Origin of the sequence: Paenibacillus sp. cl6col (genome assembly GCF_900102125.1) — a bacterium.
GTDB lineage: Bacteria > Bacillota > Bacilli > Paenibacillales > Paenibacillaceae > Paenibacillus_B > Paenibacillus_B suaedae.
Window position 1 is genome coordinate 470160 of record NZ_FNAZ01000003.1, and the last position, 19239, is coordinate 489398.

General features: G+C 47.3%; 20 protein-coding genes and 1 pseudogene. 1 reads left to right on the forward strand and 20 read right to left on the reverse strand.

Annotated elements, in window-relative coordinates; genetic code table 11:
• Positions 1-108: 108 nt before the first annotated feature.
• From BLS15_RS10175 to lspA, 5 genes are all read right to left on the reverse strand, one after another.
• A complete protein-coding gene (locus BLS15_RS10175; protein ID WP_021256732.1) occupies positions 109-1017 on the reverse strand; it encodes an aspartate carbamoyltransferase catalytic subunit in 909 nt (302 codons plus the stop codon).
• 5 nt (positions 1018-1022) lie between these two features.
• Entirely contained in the window at positions 1023-1565 is a 543-nt protein-coding gene (gene pyrR, locus BLS15_RS10180) for a bifunctional pyr operon transcriptional regulator/uracil phosphoribosyltransferase PyrR (RefSeq protein ID WP_021256733.1), read from the reverse strand.
• Between the two features lie 355 nt (positions 1566-1920).
• Positions 1921-3174 (reverse strand): LL-diaminopimelate aminotransferase, encoded by a 1254-nt coding sequence (locus tag BLS15_RS10190; protein WP_090511327.1) that lies wholly within the window; start codon positions 3172-3174, stop codon positions 1921-1923.
• Positions 3175-3372: 198 nt separating this feature from the next.
• Positions 3373-4335, reverse strand: coding sequence for an RluA family pseudouridine synthase (locus BLS15_RS10195; protein ID WP_021256736.1), 963 nt, complete (start codon positions 4333-4335; stop codon positions 3373-3375).
• A gap of 26 nt (positions 4336-4361) precedes the next feature.
• Entirely contained in the window at positions 4362-4874 is a 513-nt protein-coding gene (gene lspA / locus BLS15_RS10200; protein WP_021256737.1) for a signal peptidase II, read from the reverse strand.
• A 182-nt stretch (positions 4875-5056) separates the two neighbouring features.
• On the opposite strand from lspA, the gene BLS15_RS10205 reads away from it, so the two are divergent.
• Entirely contained in the window at positions 5057-5803 is a 747-nt protein-coding gene (locus BLS15_RS10205; protein WP_090511332.1) for a TraR/DksA C4-type zinc finger protein, read from the forward strand.
• Here BLS15_RS10205 and BLS15_RS10210 read toward each other — a convergent pair.
• From BLS15_RS10210 to ftsA, 15 genes and pseudogenes are all read right to left on the reverse strand, one after another.
• On the reverse strand, positions 5797-6084 hold the full coding sequence (locus BLS15_RS10210; protein ID WP_051250047.1) for a DUF5665 domain-containing protein: 288 nt from the start codon (positions 6082-6084) through the stop codon (positions 5797-5799). The two genes, BLS15_RS10205 and BLS15_RS10210, sit on opposite strands and share 7 nt — an antisense overlap.
• Before the next feature lie 384 nt (positions 6085-6468).
• Entirely contained in the window at positions 6469-9561 is a 3093-nt protein-coding gene (gene ileS / locus BLS15_RS10215) for an isoleucine--tRNA ligase (protein ID WP_028531268.1), read from the reverse strand.
• 80 nt (positions 9562-9641) lie between these two features.
• A complete protein-coding gene (locus BLS15_RS28525) occupies positions 9642-9842 on the reverse strand; it encodes a hypothetical protein (RefSeq protein ID WP_139170655.1) in 201 nt (66 codons plus the stop codon).
• A 120-nt stretch (positions 9843-9962) separates the two neighbouring features.
• Complete coding sequence (locus BLS15_RS10220; RefSeq protein WP_021256741.1) at positions 9963-10454, reverse strand: DivIVA domain-containing protein; 492 nt, start codon at positions 10452-10454, stop codon at positions 9963-9965.
• Between the two features lie 89 nt (positions 10455-10543).
• On the reverse strand, positions 10544-11335 hold the full coding sequence (locus BLS15_RS10225) for a YlmH family RNA-binding protein (protein WP_028531269.1): 792 nt from the start codon (positions 11333-11335) through the stop codon (positions 10544-10546).
• Between the two features lie 19 nt (positions 11336-11354).
• Positions 11355-11627: a YggT family protein gene (locus BLS15_RS10230; protein WP_036592436.1), complete on the reverse strand. Its 273-nt coding sequence runs from the start codon at positions 11625-11627 to the stop codon at positions 11355-11357.
• Positions 11628-11629: 2 nt separating this feature from the next.
• Positions 11630-12082, reverse strand: coding sequence for a cell division protein SepF (locus BLS15_RS10235; RefSeq protein ID WP_021256744.1), 453 nt, complete (start codon positions 12080-12082; stop codon positions 11630-11632).
• Positions 12082-12472, reverse strand: a pseudogene (locus tag BLS15_RS10240) (alanine racemase); the annotation flags it as partial. The gene BLS15_RS10235 and the pseudogene BLS15_RS10240, both read right to left, overlap by 1 nt.
• On the reverse strand, positions 12471-13328 hold the full coding sequence (gene pgeF / locus BLS15_RS10245; protein ID WP_021256745.1) for a peptidoglycan editing factor PgeF: 858 nt from the start codon (positions 13326-13328) through the stop codon (positions 12471-12473). The pseudogene BLS15_RS10240 and the gene pgeF, both read right to left, overlap by 2 nt.
• Before the next feature lie 49 nt (positions 13329-13377).
• Positions 13378-13665: a YlmC/YmxH family sporulation protein gene (locus BLS15_RS10250; RefSeq protein ID WP_036592529.1), complete on the reverse strand. Its 288-nt coding sequence runs from the start codon at positions 13663-13665 to the stop codon at positions 13378-13380.
• Between the two features lie 140 nt (positions 13666-13805).
• Positions 13806-14588 carry an RNA polymerase sporulation sigma factor SigG gene (sigG, locus tag BLS15_RS10255; protein WP_005548072.1) on the reverse strand — a complete coding sequence of 261 codons (783 nt, stop codon included), beginning with the start codon at positions 14586-14588 and terminating at the stop codon, positions 13806-13808.
• 130 nt (positions 14589-14718) lie between these two features.
• Positions 14719-15441, reverse strand: a complete 723-nt coding sequence (gene sigE / locus BLS15_RS10260; protein ID WP_028531271.1) for an RNA polymerase sporulation sigma factor SigE — start codon at positions 15439-15441, stop codon at positions 14719-14721.
• Between the two features lie 97 nt (positions 15442-15538).
• Positions 15539-16528: a sigma-E processing peptidase SpoIIGA gene (gene spoIIGA / locus BLS15_RS10265; RefSeq protein WP_021256748.1), complete on the reverse strand. Its 990-nt coding sequence runs from the start codon at positions 16526-16528 to the stop codon at positions 15539-15541.
• 238 nt (positions 16529-16766) lie between these two features.
• Complete coding sequence (gene ftsZ / locus BLS15_RS10270; RefSeq protein ID WP_021256749.1) at positions 16767-17900, reverse strand: cell division protein FtsZ; 1134 nt, start codon at positions 17898-17900, stop codon at positions 16767-16769.
• Between the two features lie 52 nt (positions 17901-17952).
• Positions 17953-19197 carry a cell division protein FtsA gene (gene ftsA, locus BLS15_RS10275; RefSeq protein WP_021256750.1) on the reverse strand — a complete coding sequence of 415 codons (1245 nt, stop codon included), beginning with the start codon at positions 19195-19197 and terminating at the stop codon, positions 17953-17955.
• Between the last annotated feature and the right edge of the window lie 42 nt (positions 19198-19239).

Consider the following 19239-nt stretch of genomic DNA (forward strand, 5'->3'; position numbering starts at 1 on the left):
GTTTCTCTCTCCTTACAGTGCCATTGTGAAGTGTTCGTCCGTCTGGTTGGTATTTTTCAATTTCATTCAATTTCAATCTATCGATTTCTTCTATATAAGAAGTGATTCCTATGAGAGTGCTCGCTCCAGTACTGCCATCCGTACGGGAACCCCGTTTGCCATTTGCTCGAAGATTCGCGACTGTTCTGCTTCAACGACCTCGTCATCAATTTCTACATTGCGATTGACAGGGGCTGGATGCATAACAATCGCATGTTTCTTCATCAATGCGACGCGTTCAAGCGTCATGCCGTACTCTGACCGGTACGCCGCTGTCGAGTGCATCACTTCTGATTCATGACGCTCAAGTTGTACGCGAAGCATCATGACCACATCTGACTGCAGCGCTTCATCTATCGTCACATACGGTGCGTCCAAATCATGAGCACGCATATTATCCGGTGCACAGAAGCTTACGTTCGCTCCGAACTTGCGAAGCGCGTATAAATTAGAGCGTGCCACTCGGCTATGCTCAACATCTCCGACTATCGTGACATTCAGTCCATCTAGCTGTCCAAAATGCTTGCGCATTGTGTACAGGTCTAGGAGTGCCTGTGTGGGATGCTCATTATTCCCGTCGCCTGCGTTGATCAGCGGCATCTTGACGCGTTCCGCAATTTGTTCCAAGAGCCCAATCGGCTTCAAGCGGATAACCCCTGCATCCATGCCCATAGATTCGAGTGTTCGAACCGTATCGTAGATTGATTCGCCCTTCTCTACACTCGAGGAGGATGCAGAGAAGTTGATAACCTCTGCACCCAGACGCTTCTCGGCTACTTCGAACGAACAGCGGGTGCGCGTGCTGTTCTCGAAAAACATGTTGGCTACAAATTTATTTTTTAATGCATCTTGTACTTTAACATCCTGCCCATCCCAATGTGCGGCTCGATTCAATATGGATTCGATTTCGAATCTGCTTAGTGACTTTAAGCCCAGTAAGCTGCGGTCTTTTACCGTACGTTCCAACTGTATTGTCATTACTGCTACCCCCTGTGGTGTACGATTTTCACTTCATCGATGCCGTCTAATTCCTTCAAGGCAACTTCAATCTCTTCGGTGCGTGAAGTCGGTACGTTTTTACCGACATAATCAGGTCGAATCGGCAATTCCCGATGCCCTCGATCTGCCAGTACCGCCAGCTGAATCATTTGCGGTCGGCCCTGATCCATTAGTGCATCCATTGCTGCACGAATCGTCCGCCCTGTATAGAGCACATCGTCGCACAAGATAATTTTCTTATCCTGTATTGGGAATGGCTCACTAATGTCTGCCGCCTCCCGCTCTTCCCGCTTCTTGTCATCGCGATATCTCGTGATATCCAACTCTCCGACTTGAATGTTCACATTCTCAATCAGTTGGATTCGTTCGGCAATGCGCCTTGCGAAGAAGATCCCTCTTGTCCGGATTCCGACAAGTACACAGTTTTCAATGCCTTTATTTCGTTCGAGAATTTCGTGTGCGATCCGTGTTAGTGCTCGTCGAATCGCTGCTTCATCCATAATGATGTTGAATTCGGTCGTGCTCATTTGGATTTTGTCTCCTTCCGTTTTCCCACCCTTACACGAGTAAGGACTGGGCTGTTTATCGATAGTGTGCGCAGATACAAAAAAACTCCTTGCCCGTAGGCAAGGAGTTGTGCATTCACGATATGCGCGGAAAGAAGCTGCATGAAGCTACAGCGCAGAAGTAGAAGCTCTTCGCGATCCATCATAGCTCTCGGCATCTAACGGACATGCTTCTTCCTTCCGCTCTTCACGTGTTCTTTCTCGTAAACGAGCGTTACCTTGCCAGTCTCACGGGACTGATTTAAAGGTCTTATTTGATTAACTGGATTATCCCACTTCTCACGATCCATGTCAAGTAATAGTACTCATATAAATTTTAGAAAATATATTCAACGTCGGTAAGTCTGCGCTTGAGCTCACTCATTACACGCTTCTCTTCCGCCTCGCCCCGGGCTTGGAACGTAACTGAAAACCGAATAAAGCGTCCTGCATCATCCCAAGGCACTGTCGAGATTAACTTCTCTCGAATTAAATATTGGGAGAAGTCCTCAGCCGTTCTAAATTCTGGCCCTCCCTGCACCGCCTTTGGCGCTTCAACATAGAGGAAGAAGGAACCTTGCGGCTTAACGGCACGGAATCCCGCTTCATTAAGTGCTGCAACTAGCAGGTCATGACGGCGAGAGTATTTGTCAGCGATCGCTTTCGTAATCTCTGGATGAGCCAGGCCGTATGCAGCTGCCTTCTGGATCGCGATGAACTGGCCGGAATCGTTATTGTCCTTGACGTCACCGAATGCCTTCACAATGAGCGGATTGCCGGCAATAAAGCCAATGCGCCATCCCGTCATGTTGTACGACTTGGACAAGGAATGGAGCTCAACCCCAACGTCCTTCGCCCCAGGTACGCTCAAGAAGCTTAGCGGCTTGTTGCCGTCATAGGTCAACGCTGCGTAAGGGGCATCATGTACAATGATGACCTTGTGCTGCTTCGCCCAAGCAATGGCCTTGGTGAAGAACTCAACACTCGCTACTGCTCCAGTTGGATTGTTCGGATAGTTCAAATAGAGCAGCTTGGCCCGTTGGCACACCTCTTCAGGGATCGCATCCAAATCAGGCAAGAAGTTATTGTCAGCCGTAAGCGGAATGTTATACACTTCTCCTCCTAAATATTTCGTGTGCGTACCCATTACCGGATAGCCAGGAACCGTCATAATCGTAATGTCCCCTGGATTGATGAAGCAGGAAGGCAGCATCGCAAGCGCTGGCTTCGTACCAATGGAATGAAGCACCTCAGTGTCTGGATCAATCCCTTCGACCTGAAATACTTCTTTCAAATAGGTTGCCGCAGCATGCTTAAACTCTGCAATTCCATTATCAGCATAACCGCGGTTTTCAGGCTTGGACGCTTCTTCTGCCAATGCAGCCACGATACCTGCGTCAGCCATTTCATCCGGTTCACCGACACCCATATCGATTAATTCCACATCAGGGAACTGTAATTTGGCAGCAGCCTTAGCTCGTTTGATCTTTTCAAATTTGTAGATATTCGTGTCTTTTCCGTAATTGGCTCCGCCAATTCGCTCTGCAAATGTATGTTGAATATATGTGTTTTGATAAAATTCTGTCGTCATCTTATCCAGCCCTTTCTCCTGCACTAGTCTTATATCATCGGTTATGATGCCAATGTATTAACTATGCTTGATAATGACGACGAAAGGAATGAACGATCTCCAATACAATTTGCACTTTTTTCATACGAATATAAGAATACACACTGTTTTACAACTAAATATCATGGTTTAATTTGCATAATTATGACTAAACAGCAACTATCTATTGCGAATGGAATGAAGCAAGTTCTCCATGTCTTCCGGAAGCGGAGCATGAAGTTCCACAGTCTCCCCGCTTGCAGGATGTACGAATCCCAGCGTCATGGCATGTAATGCCTGTCCATTCATAGTCAGACCGCGCGTCCCTCGACTGTACATTGGATCCCCGACAAGAGGATGACCAATGAATTTCATATGCACACGGATCTGATGTGTACGACCTGTCTCCAATTGCAATTCAACAAGGGTCGCGTCCCCGAACCGCTCCATTACTTTAAAATGTGTCACCGCATGCTTGCTGTTATTCTCGGTTACGGTGTACATCTTCCGATCATGGGTATCACGCCCAATTGGGGCGTCGATTGTTCCTTGATCATGAGGCACATTCCCGTGCACAAGCGCCACATATTTCCGTGTAACCGAATGCTCTTTCAGCTGTGCTGCCAGGTGAACATGTGCGCGATCATGCTTGGCCGCCATCAGCAAGCCTGATGTATCCTTATCAATGCGGTGAACAATTCCAGGCCGAAGTTCGCCGTTAATACCAGACAAATCACGACAATGGAACATCAATGCATTAACAACCGTCCCCGAGGTATGTCCTGGTGCTGGATGGACAACCATACCACGCGGCTTATTAATTACAATAACGTCCTTATCTTCAAAATATACATCCAGTGGAATATCCTCAGCTACAATATCGGCAGACTCCGGCTCTGGCATTGTCAGTGTGATGACATCTTCGGCAGCTACTTTGTAGTTCGGCTTCACTGGATTACCATTCACGAGCACATGCTGATCACGTATCCATAGTTGGACTTGTGACCGAGAAACCTCTTCTTCAATTGACTCTGTAATAAATTTGTCGATCCGATCTTTTGCATTAGCCAACTCGACCGTCCATATGTATGGCTCCCGACCTTCGTCCCCTGCTTGTTCTTGCATTTGATGTTCTTCTGTCATTGCTTACAATCCCCTCTATGCTAATCCTATGCTTGGTTCGATGAATGATCTTGTTGTTCTGCAGGTGTACCCGTGCCGGATTGATTCTCCCGCTTCACGGTAACGAGCGCATCAAGCAGTACCAGTCCTACTCCGATACAAATTCCCATATCTGCTACATTGAATATTGGGAACGTGTAAGACCCGAAATTGAACTGCAGGAAATCAACAACTTCCCCTGTAAGCAGACGGTCGATAAAATTGCCAATCGCCCCACCTAAGATAAAGCTGAGTCCCAGTGGTAATATGACCCCACTCTGGTGTTTAATCTTCTGCATATACCATACAAGTCCGATTACTACCACTATCGTAATGACAATGAAGAACCAGCGTTGATTTTCTAAAATACTGAAGGCCGCCCCCGTATTCCGATGCGACGTAATCAAGAAAAAGTCACCAATTACCGAAATTTTTTCTCTCAGTTGCAAATTCGTAGCGATCATCCATTTGCTTACTTGATCAATCAGCAAAACGATAAAGGCGATAATATAGTACCACACGTGCCACAGTCACCTCATTTAATTTTTATTAAGTGTGAAAGAACTTGAAGCTGTGCTCATTGTATCACAGGAGCCGAACCCAAACCAATCCAACGCCTACGCCATTTACCACGCAGGAACGTCCTTCAACTTGCACATGCTAGACATAAGTTACGCCAACGCGAAAGGAGCGTTCTGCACGAATGAATCGACTATCCTCTGAACAATTAAACAGCTTGCAACAACAATTGCTGCAATCCAAGGCTCAGATCGAGCGCCGTCTTCATCACGGAGATCATTATGGCTTGTCCAATTCTTTACGTGAAAACACAGGAGAGCTATCTACACTGGACAATCACCCCGCGGACGTTGGTACTGAGATGTTCGAGCGCGGTAAGGACATCGCACTAAATGAGCACGATGAAATATTGCTTGAACGCATTGATACTGCACTATCCCGCATGGATAAGGGACAATACGGCAAGTGTGTTGTATGCGGCAAAGACATCCCTTATGAACGTCTTGAAGCCGTCCCTTCCACGATGTATTGCGTCGAGCATTCCCCTGAGCAGATTGTGTCCGAACGTCGGCCGGTCGAAGAACAGTTTCTTATGCCTCCATTCGGGAGGACTAGCCTTGACGAAGATACGCAAAATGGCTTCGACGGTGAAGATGCTTGGCAAATAGTCGAGTCCTGGGGGACATCCAATACACCTGCCATGCATGAAGAACACGACGTCGATGATTATGGCAATCTCTACATCGAAGCATCCGAAGAACTCGATGGCTGTGTTGAAGCCTATGAGAGCTTTGTCGCTACGGATATGACAGGACGCCATGTAACTATCGTTCGCAATCGTCAATATCGTCAATATATGGATAACCAAGAGGGCGTCGGGTTATTCGAGCCTGATCAAGAATATGATGCCGATTACGATGGGAATCAATAGAACTTCGCATCAAGCTGATGTTGAACGATCCGTACAATGTCAGCGATAAAATCACCGATGATAGGCAGATTGAGCGCGCCTAAATATTGCAAAATGTAGACAATGATAGCCGTAAATAGCGTAAATCCAATCGCAATTCCAACACCGCGGGCCGCTCCACCCATAAGGTTCACCCAGATCAGCTTGCGCGGATTGAACAGCAATTCATTGTATTCTGAAATTCTAGACTTCTCCATCGCTTGTGCGATTTGCAGCGTATAATCATGAATGCTCTTCATCATTTTTTTAGCATCTTCTTCATCTTGGGGAGAGGTGATCGAGCTGCCTGCTTTCGATTCTCCCTGGGTATCCAATGAACTCGAATCCGTGAGTTGCTCCTTACCCTTGGTTATGTGAGTATCATCCTCTTGTTGAATTATTGTTTGTTCACGCTCGGCACTTGGGTTATGCGGATTTGTAGAATTGTTCGAATCATGCTCTGTCATGACAGACATTTCCTCCTCTGTGAAAGCCGATGTACTGCATCCCCTTATATCGCAAAAAGAGCGTGACCGAACAGATGGATTATCCATCTGCAAGGTCAACGCTCTCCCCTCTTATACTCGTCCGCGATTAACGACCACTATAGATTCCCCTGAATTGGAAACATCTATACGCAGGAACTGTTACGCAATTGCGACACGGATCGTCTTCTGTCCCAAATCAACGGATTCCATACTCTCTTGAGAACCAAACGACAAGTTCGCAACGAGTACGTTATCACGCAGTGTGGACTCGAACGCTTGAATCGCCGCTTGCAATTGCGCATCGACATCCAGAACGATATCGACCCGTTTCTCAATTGGCAGATCAAGCTTCTTGCGCAAGTCTTGGATACCGCGAACAACTTCGCGAACCCAGCCCTCTTGCTCGAGTTCCGGCGTAATCTCCGTATTCAATGCGACTGTAGTTTGATAACCTGATGCTGATGCGAAGCCAGATTTCGCTTGCTTCTCAATCAGAAGCTCCTCACGTGTCACCTCGAAGCTCTCACCGTCTTGGTTCGTGAAGTTCCATACACCGGATTCGACGATACGACGAGTGTCCTCAGCAGCCATCGACTTCAAAGCGCCTTGCAGGACACCGACATTTTTGCCGTATTTCTTGCCCGCTACTTTGAGGTTCAGCTTCAATGTGAAATCAACAAAGCCGGAGTCGCTTGTCTCGAGGCGAATCTCCTTCACATTGATCTCTTCCTTGATGACTTCTTCATAAGCCTCCAGATGGAACTCACGATCCATGGACACGATAAGCTCAGACAGCGGTTGACGCGTCTTGATGCCTGTTTCATTACGTACGTTGCGTGCCAGCTCAACGATTTCGCGAGCTGTTTCCATATCGCGTTCCAATTCGGCATCGATCAAGGCTTGATCTGCAACAGGATAGTCAGCTAAGTGCACACTCTCGCTTGTGCCGCCAAGATTCATGTAGATGTCTTCTGCAATCATCGGAGCATATGGCGCGATAAGTTTGGACAACGTGAGCAGAACACGGCGAAGCGTTTGGTAGGCGGACAACTTGTCCTCTGTCATCTCGCTGCCCCAGAAGCGGTCACGGGAACGGCGGATGTACCAGTTGCTCAACTCATCGATGTAAGACTCGATAGCTTTTGCCGGATTCAAGAAGTCATTCGCTTGCAGTCCTTTGCTTACACTTGCGATCAGCGTATGCAAGCGAGACAAGATCCAACGATCCAGCTTGTTGTTCGACGGACGCTCTTCATATGCACTAGCATCATATTGATCAATGGAAGCATACAGCGCATAGAAGGCATGCGTGTTCACAAGCGTATCAATTACTTTGGATTTCGCTTCTGCTACGATTTGCTTCGAGAAGCGCTTCGAGTTCCAAGGTGCACTATCCGACAGCAATGCCCAGCGGAATGCATCTGTACCGTACTCATTGATAATATCCCATGGGTCGATAACATTACCCTTCGATTTGGACATTTTCTGTCCATTTTCATCGAGCACGTGACCCGTTGAGATAACGGCCTTGTATGGCGCTATGCCTTTATACAGTGTTGCAACGGCGAGCAAGCTGAAGAACCAGCCGCGAGTCTGGTCAATTCCTTCACAGATGATGTCTGCAGGGAACTGTTCTTCGAACTTCTTCTCATCTCCGAACGGATGATGATGCTGAGCGAATGGCATCGAACCACTATCGAACCATACGTCAATAACTTCTGACGTACGTTCCATCTCACCGTGTTCGCAATGCGGACAGTGCAGCTTAACTTCATCCACATATGGCTTATGCAGCTCCAGGTTCTCATCTACCGGCATCGTCGCACGATCACGCAAGTCTTGATGACTGTCTGGCGAGTATTCACCTTTACAGGATCCGCATACCCATACGTTTAGCGGTGTGCCCCAGTAACGGTTACGGCTAATATTCCAGTCCACCAAGTCTTCCAAGAAGTTGCCGAAGCGGCCTTCGCGAATATGACCAGGGTACCAGTCGACCTTGCTGTTATTTGCTATTAATTGATCTTTAACCGCTGTCGTCTCAATGAACCACGATTCTGTCGCATAGTAGAGAAGCGGCGTTTTGCAGCGCCAGCAGAATGGATAGCTGTGCTCGTATTTTTCCTTGGAGTACAAGATTCCGTTCTCAGACAGCTTCTTCACGATGTCGATATCGCAATCCTTCACGAAGCGGCCTGCAAAATCAGTAATCTCATCGTTATAGCGGCCTTGGGCATTCACAACACTGATGAAGCTGATTCCGTTCTCACGGCAGCTCTTGTAGTCGTCTTCACCGTGAGCCGGGGCCATATGAACGATACCCGTACCGCTGGAATCTGTTACGAAATCAGCAGCGACGATAAGATGTCCCTTCTCGGGCATCACATATGGGAATGGAGCAGCATACGTCTTGCCAATGAACTCAGAGCCTTTATGCTCAGACAAGATCGTGTACTCGCCCTGCATCACATCTTCAACCAGATTTTTCGCAACGATATATACACCGTCTTCTTGCTGAACGCGAACATAATCCATGTTCGGATTCATGGCAAGTGCAGCGTGTGCTGGCAATGTCCACGGTGTGGTTGTCCAAGCAAGCACATATTCGCCATTGTCATGCAGCTTGAACTTCACAGTTGCAGACAAATCCTTAACCGTTTCATAACCTTGTGCTACCTCATGCGAACTGAGTGTCGTTTGGCAGCATGGGCAATATGGACTTACACGGTGCCCACGGTACAACAATCCTTTTTTATGAATCGTGGACAGGATGTGCCACACACTTTCAATATAGTTGTTATCAAGCGTGATGTATGGATCATCGAGATTCGTCCAGTACCCGATCGCTTCCGTAAGCTCACGCCACTGCTTCTCATATTCGAATACACTCGCTTTACATTTTTTAACGAATGCTTCTACCCCATAGTTCTCAATTTCCTGTTTGCCAGAAATGCCAAGCTGCTTCTCAACACCAAGCTCTACAGGTAGACCATGTGTATCCCAGCCCGCTTTACGCACGACACGATAGCCGGACATTGTCTTGTAGCGGCAAATAAAGTCCTTAATTACACGTCCGAGCACGTGCCCGATATGAGGCTTTCCGTTTGCTGTAGGCGGTCCTTCATAAAATACGAAATTAGGTTTGTCTGCGCGATGCTCGATGGACTTGGCAAATGTATCTTCCGCGTTCCATTTCGCCAATACACGCAGCTCCCGTTCCCGGGCGCGTTCTTTGACATCAACTTTTCTCACAGTGATACTTCCTTTCTTCGATACATAATTGAGGAAACAAAAAAAACCTCCTCCCAAAAAGGGACGAGGTTCTGCTCGCGTTACCACCCTTGTTCCGTCCAACAATGATTTACAACATTGTCGTACGGCACCTTCATCATGCATGCTTCTCCAAGCATACAAGCCCCCAATAACGGAGGGGATCCGGATATGCTTACTACGCCAGCCTTAATCCAACCAGCTGGATTCGGCATATCTTCTCTGGGATGATGTCTGAACACGATTCGTTCGTCGGTTCTCACCTGCTCCGACTCTCTGAAGAACGGATGGGCGTGTCAGTGCGTTCCCGTCATTGAATATCACGTTATTAATACATATTTATATCGTGTTTTGCGGCAAATGTCAATCAGCCGCCCCTACGACTAATACAATTCTTTAACTTCCTTCACTTCTTCACGCTCAAGCGCATCCCAGCCGTCTTGATTGAGCAGCTCCATCTGAGCCTCAACCAATGTGCGGAAGCGTGCACGATAAATCGAGGATTGCTTCTTAAGCTCCTCAACTTCCAACGCAACTTTGCGCGACTTCGCCAGTGCATCGTTCACGATGCGATCTGCATTTTTCTCAGCTTCTTTGACGATAAGCTGTGCTTCCTTCTTCGCATTGCTCTTCACTTCATCCGCAGCTTCTTGTGCAACGATGATCGTTTTGCTCAAGGTTTCCTCAAGATTCGCGAAATGGTCAAGCTTGTCCTGCAAGGAGTTTGCATGGTTTTGCAGTTCCTTGTTCTCGCGAATTAGCGCTTCATAATCTTTAATAATCTGATCGAGGAACTCGTTAACAGCGTCCTCATCATAACCGCGCAGCTTGCGGCTAAATTCCTTGTTATGTATGTCTAGTGGTGTCAATGGCATCGTGTGCACCTCCTCAAAATTACAAAAGCATGCGGCAAATCATGTCTTTTCGAACCCTCTTAGCTGCAAACGTACAAACTACAGCGAGCTCAACGTGTATAAGTACCTACCGAAATACGCATGCGGCCTTTTTTCGACACGCCTTCAATTTCTATTACTTTGAATCGTCCGAACCCTTGCAAGGAGACAACATCCCCCGCTTGGAGCTGGGTGGACGGATTTTCTTCTACCTTCCAGTTCACCTTGCATCTCCCCGCCTTGATCGGGGTTACGATCTTCGTTCGGCTAAGTCTGAATACATCGCTGGCAATGCCATCCAATCGAAGGGATGCAACACTTATGGACATCATATTCAGCTCTGCATGAGCAGTACGAAGCTCGGATAATGGGACAATCTCGGTCATTACATTCACGCGATGTACCTGACGCAGATGTGTATCGAGAAAAGCCCCAATTTCTTCTGTGATCACAATGTGGCAACGATCATCGTTAACGTGAATATCGCCAATTTTGTCTCGCTTTATGCCAAGCCCGAGCACAGCTCCCAAGAAATCGCCATGCTCAAGCTGCCCCCAATTGCGGTCGGAAGAAGTAATTTGAAGGACTTGCATCCCCATTTCTTCTCCGTCTGCGTATACATAATCAGGAGCAATGAGCGCACGCTTGCGTTCGGCCTGCTCATGCCCTCCATCCAAGCGCAGCTGAACATCAGCATTCCGATTGACCAATGTAGCCACAATAAAAGCTTGTCTCGGATCCAAAAAATCAGTACGACGGATCTCGTGGACTTGCGCCGCACGTTCCACCCACTCCGCAGCGCGATCGACAAACACACGCTCATCAGGGTGAAAATGCGTATAAATATTTTCATTTGCTGTCATCACTAGCACTCACCTATTGCTAAATAAAATACTGAAGTACAGCAATTACACCTCTGTACACGAACTCAAGCGTGAACAATGCCACGATTGGGGAAATGTCCAGCATCCCGCCGATTGGCGGAATAATACGGCGGAACGGAGCCAAATAAGGCTCAACAATCTTGCCTAGAATCTCGCCGATAAAGCTCTCGCGTACATTAGGTACCCAAGACATCAAAATATAAACAATAATTAACCATCTGTATATGTTGAACAGGTAATACACGTATTCAGCAATCTGATACTCCAACAAGGTCACCTCGTTTGCATGTTTTCGTAATCGTCGTGTAGGATTTCTGTGATGGAACCTTGAATTTCAACCTGCTCGGGGGTACACACGAATATATTTCCACCAACCTTGGATATGTTTCCGCTTAATGCATAGACCGTGCCACTCAAGAAATCAATAATCCGAAAAGCTTGATCCTTCCGAACTCTTTGCAAATTCACGATAACCGAGCGCCGTGAACGCAAGTGATCCGCAATCTCTTGGGCCTCATCATAAGAACGCGGCTCATATAGCACCATCTTGGAGGACTTCTGTGAGTGTATGCTCACTACATTAGCAGCCTTAGAGGATTTGCGCTGGTCAAAATTCGGCGCTTCTACCTCTTGCTCGTTCATATCCGTTACTACCTTCTCACGCTCAATGATTTCTTCTTCTTCTTGAAGTCCTAGAAAATTCATAAATCGGTTCATTACACCCATTACGTTTCCCCTTCCTTCCCAACTAGGACGGATCCAAATCTCAGCCATGTCGCCCTCTCTTCCACAGCGACTTCAAAATCATTGGGCATCCCCATCGATAAGTGCGGCAATGATATGGACAACGATGATCCAAATTCGTCTCGCAACTCACGTAATATGCCGTAATCTGCGAAATACGGGTCTCGTATGTTCCGGTTCAGCTTCGTATGGAGCCATCGTCATTAGTCCAATCGGCTCAATATGAGGAAACGCGCGCAATTGCTCCACAAATGCCGCGGCTTGTTCCGGTTCTAATCCATGCTTGGATTCCTCACCCTAGATATTCACCTGAATGAAGCAGCGAATGTTCCGCCCTATAGCTTCGATTCGTTGCTGCAGCGTCATTCTGTCATCCCTTCTTCCAGCCAATCCAACTCATCATGCGTCCGGTCGTCCCACCCTCCATTCGGTGGGAATAGAACATATCTATATTGCAACCGGTGCACAGTGTAGTACATTCGATATTTGTTGCCAAAATTCCTGCTTGGATCAACAAATGTCGATTCAATTCACGCAAATTAAGCATAGCATGCCCAGATGTTGTCGGACGGATGATATCATTCTGAACTTGATCCGCTTGTGGATCGCCTGCGAGCACACGCCGCACTTCGCCAATTACGCGCTCGTCCACCTCATAGCAGCAGGAGCCAATCGATGGTCCAACCGCTGCTTGAATATGCTCAATACGGCAGCCAAACTGCTCCTGCATCTTATGTACCGTTGCAGCGCCAATATTGCTGACGGTTCCTTTCCACCCTGCATGTGCAAGACCGACCACGCGCTGGATCGGATCTAAGAACATCAATGGAACACAGTCGGCATAAAATGAAGTCAATAGAACTCCCGTAACATCAGTAACCAAAGAATCCGTATTTTGAATCGCATCTTCACGATTCAGCCTTCCTTTTCCTCGTTCTTCCTCTGTAACGACATGAACATGACTTCCATGCACCTGCTCACCACATGTCCATGCTTCAAATGGCATGCCGCACGCTTTGGCGACAAGCTCGCGATTATGGATGACATCTGCCTCATTATCGTGTACATGCAGCGCACAATTCAATGAGTTAAAATGCTCACTGCTCACGCCGCCATTTCTTGTTGTGAAACCAGCCGTCAACTCTGGATAAGCCTCTGTCCATTTCTTGACATTCAATAGGACAGGCCCTTCTGCTGCCTCAGGCTTCTGTAATTGAAATGGTTCCATGACGATAATCACCTCACCGTACAGTTTACCACAAACCGTACGGTGAAGCCTATTGTTTCTGTACAAAGGCAGTGCTGTCATATTCTTCAGTTCGCGCTTGCTTCATTTCCTCCATTTTCACCAGAACGACATCAGCGCCGATCTTAACAATATTTCGCCAAGGAATGATCAACTCGCTTCCGCCACCGAACAACCCCATGAACTTACTGTAATTGGGAACAACGATGGATTCAATTCTTCCCTGTTTCATATCGAGCTCTACATCGCTTACTTGACCTAATTTCTTGCCGTCGATAATGTTGATTACATCCTTCGTTTGAAAATCAGAAATTTTCATCGCAATCACCATTCCACCAGGAATTTGACCGTAGCCAGCGTACATACCTTAGTATATGACTGCATTGGGCAAAATGCCCTGACAGACATAAAAAAAGCCGCCGCTTAACCGCGGACGGCTTATCTGTTCAAACTAGGTATTTACGTGCGAACATGCTTCTGCATCTGATTGATTGCGGATTTCTCTAGCCTAGATACTTGCGCTTGTGAAATGCCAATCTCGTCTGCAACTTCCATTTGGGTTTTGCCTTCGAAAAAACGCATCGATAAAATCATCTTCTCACGTTCGTTCAACTTCCGCATTGCCTCACGCAGCACGATCTCTTCGATCCATGACACGTCCTTATTCTTCTCATCGCTAATTTGATCCATCACATAAATCGGATCACCGCCATCATGATAAATTGGCTCGAACAAGGACACAGGATCTTGAATCGCATCAAGTGCGAACACGACATCTTCCTTCGGAACATTCAACGCCTCCGAGATTTCGTGAATCGTCGGTTCACGAGAATTCTGATTGGTTAAGGAGTCGCGCACTTGCAATGCTTTATACGCGATGTCCCGCAAGCTTCTGGACACCCGGATTGGGTTATTGTCCCGCAAGTATCTGCGAATTTCTCCGATAATCATCGGAACCGCATATGTAGAGAATTTAACATTCTGACCAAGGTCGAAGTTGTCAATGGCTTTCATTAATCCAATACAGCCAACTTGGAATAAGTCATCAACGAATTCGCCTCGGTTGTTAAATCGCTGGATCACACTCAATACGAGCCTCAAATTACCGTTTACCAGCTTCTCCCGAGCCGATAGCTCGTTTCGCTCCTGTAATGACACGAACAATTCCCTCATTTCGGCGTTCGTGAGGACGGGCAACTTCGATGTATCGACACCGCAAATTTCGACTTTGTTTCGGGTCATTCGTATTACCTCCCAGGGATGAAACATTAATGTACATTATCTCCCCGGGGTGCTTTTTTATTCCTGCTTTTCCTGCGCCTGAATAGTTCCGATTGAGCCGTATTCCGCACCCGTTCAAGCAGTGAAACGTTTACACCATCTTATTAAATTCTTTGCGCAAACGCTTAATAATCCGTTTCTCAAGCCGGGAAATATACGACTGGGATATGCCCAGCATATCGGCCACATCCTTCTGTGTCTTCTCTTCTCCATCTGTCAATCCGAAGCGTAGCTCCATGATCATTCGTTCCCGATCACTTAGCTTATCCAAGGCTTTGTGCAGCAGTTTGCGGTCGACCTGCTCTTCAATATTTTTATAAATTGTATCGTTCTCTGTTCCGAGCACATCCGATAACAGCAATTCGTTGCCATCCCAATCAATATTGAGCGGCTCGTCGAAGGATACTTCCGTTCTTGTCTTGCTGTTACGTCGCAAATACATCAAAATTTCATTTTCGATACAGCGCGATGCGTACGTAGCAAGCTTGATTTTCTTTTCTGGATCAAAGGTGTTAACAGCCTTAATCAGTCCAATTGCACCGATCGAGACCAAATCTTCAATATGGATGCCTGTATTTTCAAATTTGCGCGCAATATAAACAACGAGACGCAAATTACGCTCAATCAACATTGCTCGTACTGCTGACTCCCCGGTCGACAGCCGTGACAGCAAAAATTCCTCTTCTTCCCTGGTTAATGGTGGAGGCAGCGCCTCGCTTCCGCCAATATAATAAATCTCATCCCGCTTCAGTCCTAGCCAGAATAACAGTCGATAATAGTGTAGCTGCATCCTCAGTTTCCATTGCAAACGCATCGCCAATCCTCCTACAACTTAGTGATGACAGGGTCGTTCGTATAGGTACATCAGTATAATCGATAGAATAATAGCAATGTTCATCCTAGCAGGCCGCTTACGAAGCGCGGTGAGTAGAATCCGGCATAGCATGATAGGCAGACTCATTCTCTGAAGTTTGCAGCAAATCTGGATGCACGATGGCTTGGAAGGCACCATCATGTGACAATGTCCCGCCATCCAACCCGATAATTACTTTCGTACATAGATAAGTCTCGTTCTCTGTGCGTATCCGAACCGAATCCGGACGCAGTCCCATCATCCACTGCATGTCACGATTCACCCCACGATAAGGGATGAGCCGTAGCCGGGATTCGTCCAGCATTCCTCCGTCTTCACTTGTACCCTTCCAAGACTGAAGCATATCAAATGGCTGCTCTGACCGAAGCCTCTTCAACCATTCAGAAGGCAGAACGCCCTCCCACAGCCTCGACTCCGTTACCACTACAGGCGCTCCTCCTAGTGGGTCTCGCAGATGATTTCCCGTATCTACGAGTCCTGTACAATGTCGAACTGTATCGCCTATATAGATATCCAATTGCACCAGCTGCTTCACTACCTGCTGCTGTCTTGCACTATGTCGCCATACGAGACGGAATAATGCGTAAGAGGCAGGAAGAGCTACTACGAGAAAGCCGATTCCAGCTTGAAAGGTAGTGCGATGAGCATCCATCCATTGTGTCGCACGATCGGATATTGTCCAAGCCCGCGCATCCTGCAGCAAATATTGCAGCCCAAATGCCCCGCCAGCAATGACAAAGGCTGAAAAATAAAAGACAGCAACATTTTTAAGAAAATATCCGGCATTCTGAAATCCAAACGCCAAGATGATCATAAGTATAGATAAGAGTAATTTGCCAACATACGTATAGAGGATCGGATAAGAAGGAATAAAGAGCACTGCTGCATACGCAGTACCCAAGCCTGCTGCGGCAACGATCCGCCAGCGCGAAAACTGGATTCCGCGGATCTTCGCAGTCATTCGCAGCAGCGTCCAATCCAATACTAAGTTTAGGCCGAATAGAAGATCGGCATAGATGACGGTCAATGCGCTTCCCTCCTTTTTCTGCCGCCAACTATTGGGAAGTTATTAATTAGTATAAAGAGTGATGTATTCGAAGTCTGTCTAATGATGGGTGTGGAATGGCACTTTTTTTGTCGATCATTCCAATCTTCATCGGGAAGGACCATTAGATAACAGCGCTAGCCGCCGTCGGAGGTAGTTGTGGAAAATGCAAAAAGCGTCTGCCCTTAACGGGCAGACGCTTATAGTAAAGTAGTACGTATTATTCGTTATTTGTGCTGCGTGGACGGTTACGCAAAAACGTTGGAATATCCAGCTGATCAGACGCTGGTTGATTGCCGAACGGGCGCAATGTAGACGAGGAACGAGATTCCTGAGATTCGCCAGAGCTTGAACTAGTCGAGCCAGCAGCTGGACGACGTCCTGGAATTGGCGCAGCCGCCTTGCTCTCGAATCCTGTCGCAATAACCGTAACTTTAATATCGTCCTTCATATTCTCATCGATGATCGCACCGAAGATCATATTTACTTCCACATCGGAAGCTTCCGTAACGATTTCTGCTGCTTCATTGACTTCATACAAGGACAGATTTGCGCCACCTGTAATGTTCATGATAACACCACGAGCACCATCAATGGAAGTCTCGAGCAATGGACTCATGATCGCCTTGCGTGCAGCTTCAGCAGCACGGTTCTCACCGTTCGCAACACCAATCCCCATCAAGGCAGAACCACGCTCAGTCATAATCGTCTTCACATCCGCGAAGTCCAAGTTGATAAGACCTGGAACCTGGATCAAGTCAGAAATACCTTGCACAGCTTGACGGAGTACGTTATCAACCTCGCGGAAAGCTTCCAGCATTGGTGTCTTCTTGTCTACGATTTCTAGCAAACGGTCATTCGGGATTACGATAAGCGTATCTACCTTTTCCTTCAAAGCTTCGATACCGATTTCTGCTTGCGAAAAACGCTTGCGGCCTTCGAATGTGAATGGACGCGTAACGACACCAACAGTCAATGCGCCGCATTCCTTCGCGATCTCAGCAATTACAGGAGCAGCACCAGTACCTGTTCCGCCTCCCATACCGGCAGTAACGAATACCATGTCTGCACCTTTCAGCGTATTGCTGATCAACTCGCGGGATTCTTCTGCAGCCTTCTTCCCTACTTCTGGGTTCGCACCTGCACCAAGACCGCGCGTCAATTTGTCGCCGATCTGCAGCTTGTGCTCGGACTTCGCAAAGTGAAGCGCCTGCGCATCCGTATTTACTGTAATAAATTCAACGCCCTGAACGCCATTATCAATCATTCGGTTAACCGCGTTGCTACCGCCGCCACCGACACCAATAACTTTAATTTGGGCCAACTGTTCCATCTCAAATTCAAATTCCAACATGAGTCCTCCATCTCCTCTTCATTGTGCACCGATGGCCTGAAGTCAACTTTTATTAAATGAATTCACTAAACATATTTTTTAACCGATCAATGAAGCTAGGTTTGTTTGATGATTCCATTGGAGTTGGCTTCCGAGTTGCCGCTTTCTTGGCGCCACCTGCACTGCGTGGACGAACGGAGCGCAACACATGATGCAATACCCCAACACCGCTTACGAATCCTGGATCGCGTACACCAATAAAGTCAGGTACCGCGATTCGTACCGAAGTCTGCATGGCAGCTTGGGCGGACTTCAGAACTCCAGGCATAGAGACTGTGCCTCCAGACAGAATATACCCACCTGGCAGCTCCGTGAAGCCTAGTCGCTTCACTTCATTTTTGACAAGCTGGAATATTTCTTCCATACGTGGTTCGATGATGTTGGCAAGAAATACTTGATTGAATTCCTTCTCCACATTGCTGCCGATACGCGTTACTTTGAACACATGATCCTCTAGCGCGTCCTCAATCCATGCACAGCCGAACTTCAGCTTTACTTTCTCTGCATGGTCAGACATGGTTCGAAGACCATATGCGATATCGTTCGTAACGAAGTCCCCGCCAATAGGCAATGTAGATGTAGCAGCAAGCGTTCCATCTTGGAACACAGCAATAGTTGTAGCACCTGCACCGACATCTACAAGGACGGAGCCCATCATCTTCTCATCTTTAGACAATGCCAACTGCCCTCCGGCAAGAGACATTAATATTAGATCCTTGACATGCAAGCCAGCCTTCTCCACACAACGCAACAAGTTATGTACAGCTGTCTTCGCCCCAGTTATAATCGTAGCATCGACTTCCAAGCGAACACCTATCATGCCTCGAGGATCATGAATATCCTCCAGTCCATCAACAACATATTGCTTTGCAACCACGTCGATGATTTCACGTTCTGGTGGCAAAGCAATAACTTCTGCTGCTTTGAGCACACGCTCAATATCCTCTTCGCCAATCTCACGGTCTTCATTCGATACCGCGACAACTCCATGGCTGGATTGCAAGCCGATATGATTGCCTGATATGCCTACGTACACTTCCGTAATTTCAATGCCGACCATTCGCTCCGCATGCTCTACCGCATTACGAATTGACTGGACAGTCTGATCAATATCTACAATCGCACCTTTGCGAATACCTTCTGAGTCAGCAGATCCAACGCCGATAATTTGCAGCGTTCCGTTGTTAATTTCCCCGATGATAGCGCGCACTTTGGATGTACCGATGTCCAAACTCACAATGATGTCATTGCTGCTCAACCCGTGGCACCTCCTAGTTCCCAATCAATTGGTATGTTTGTA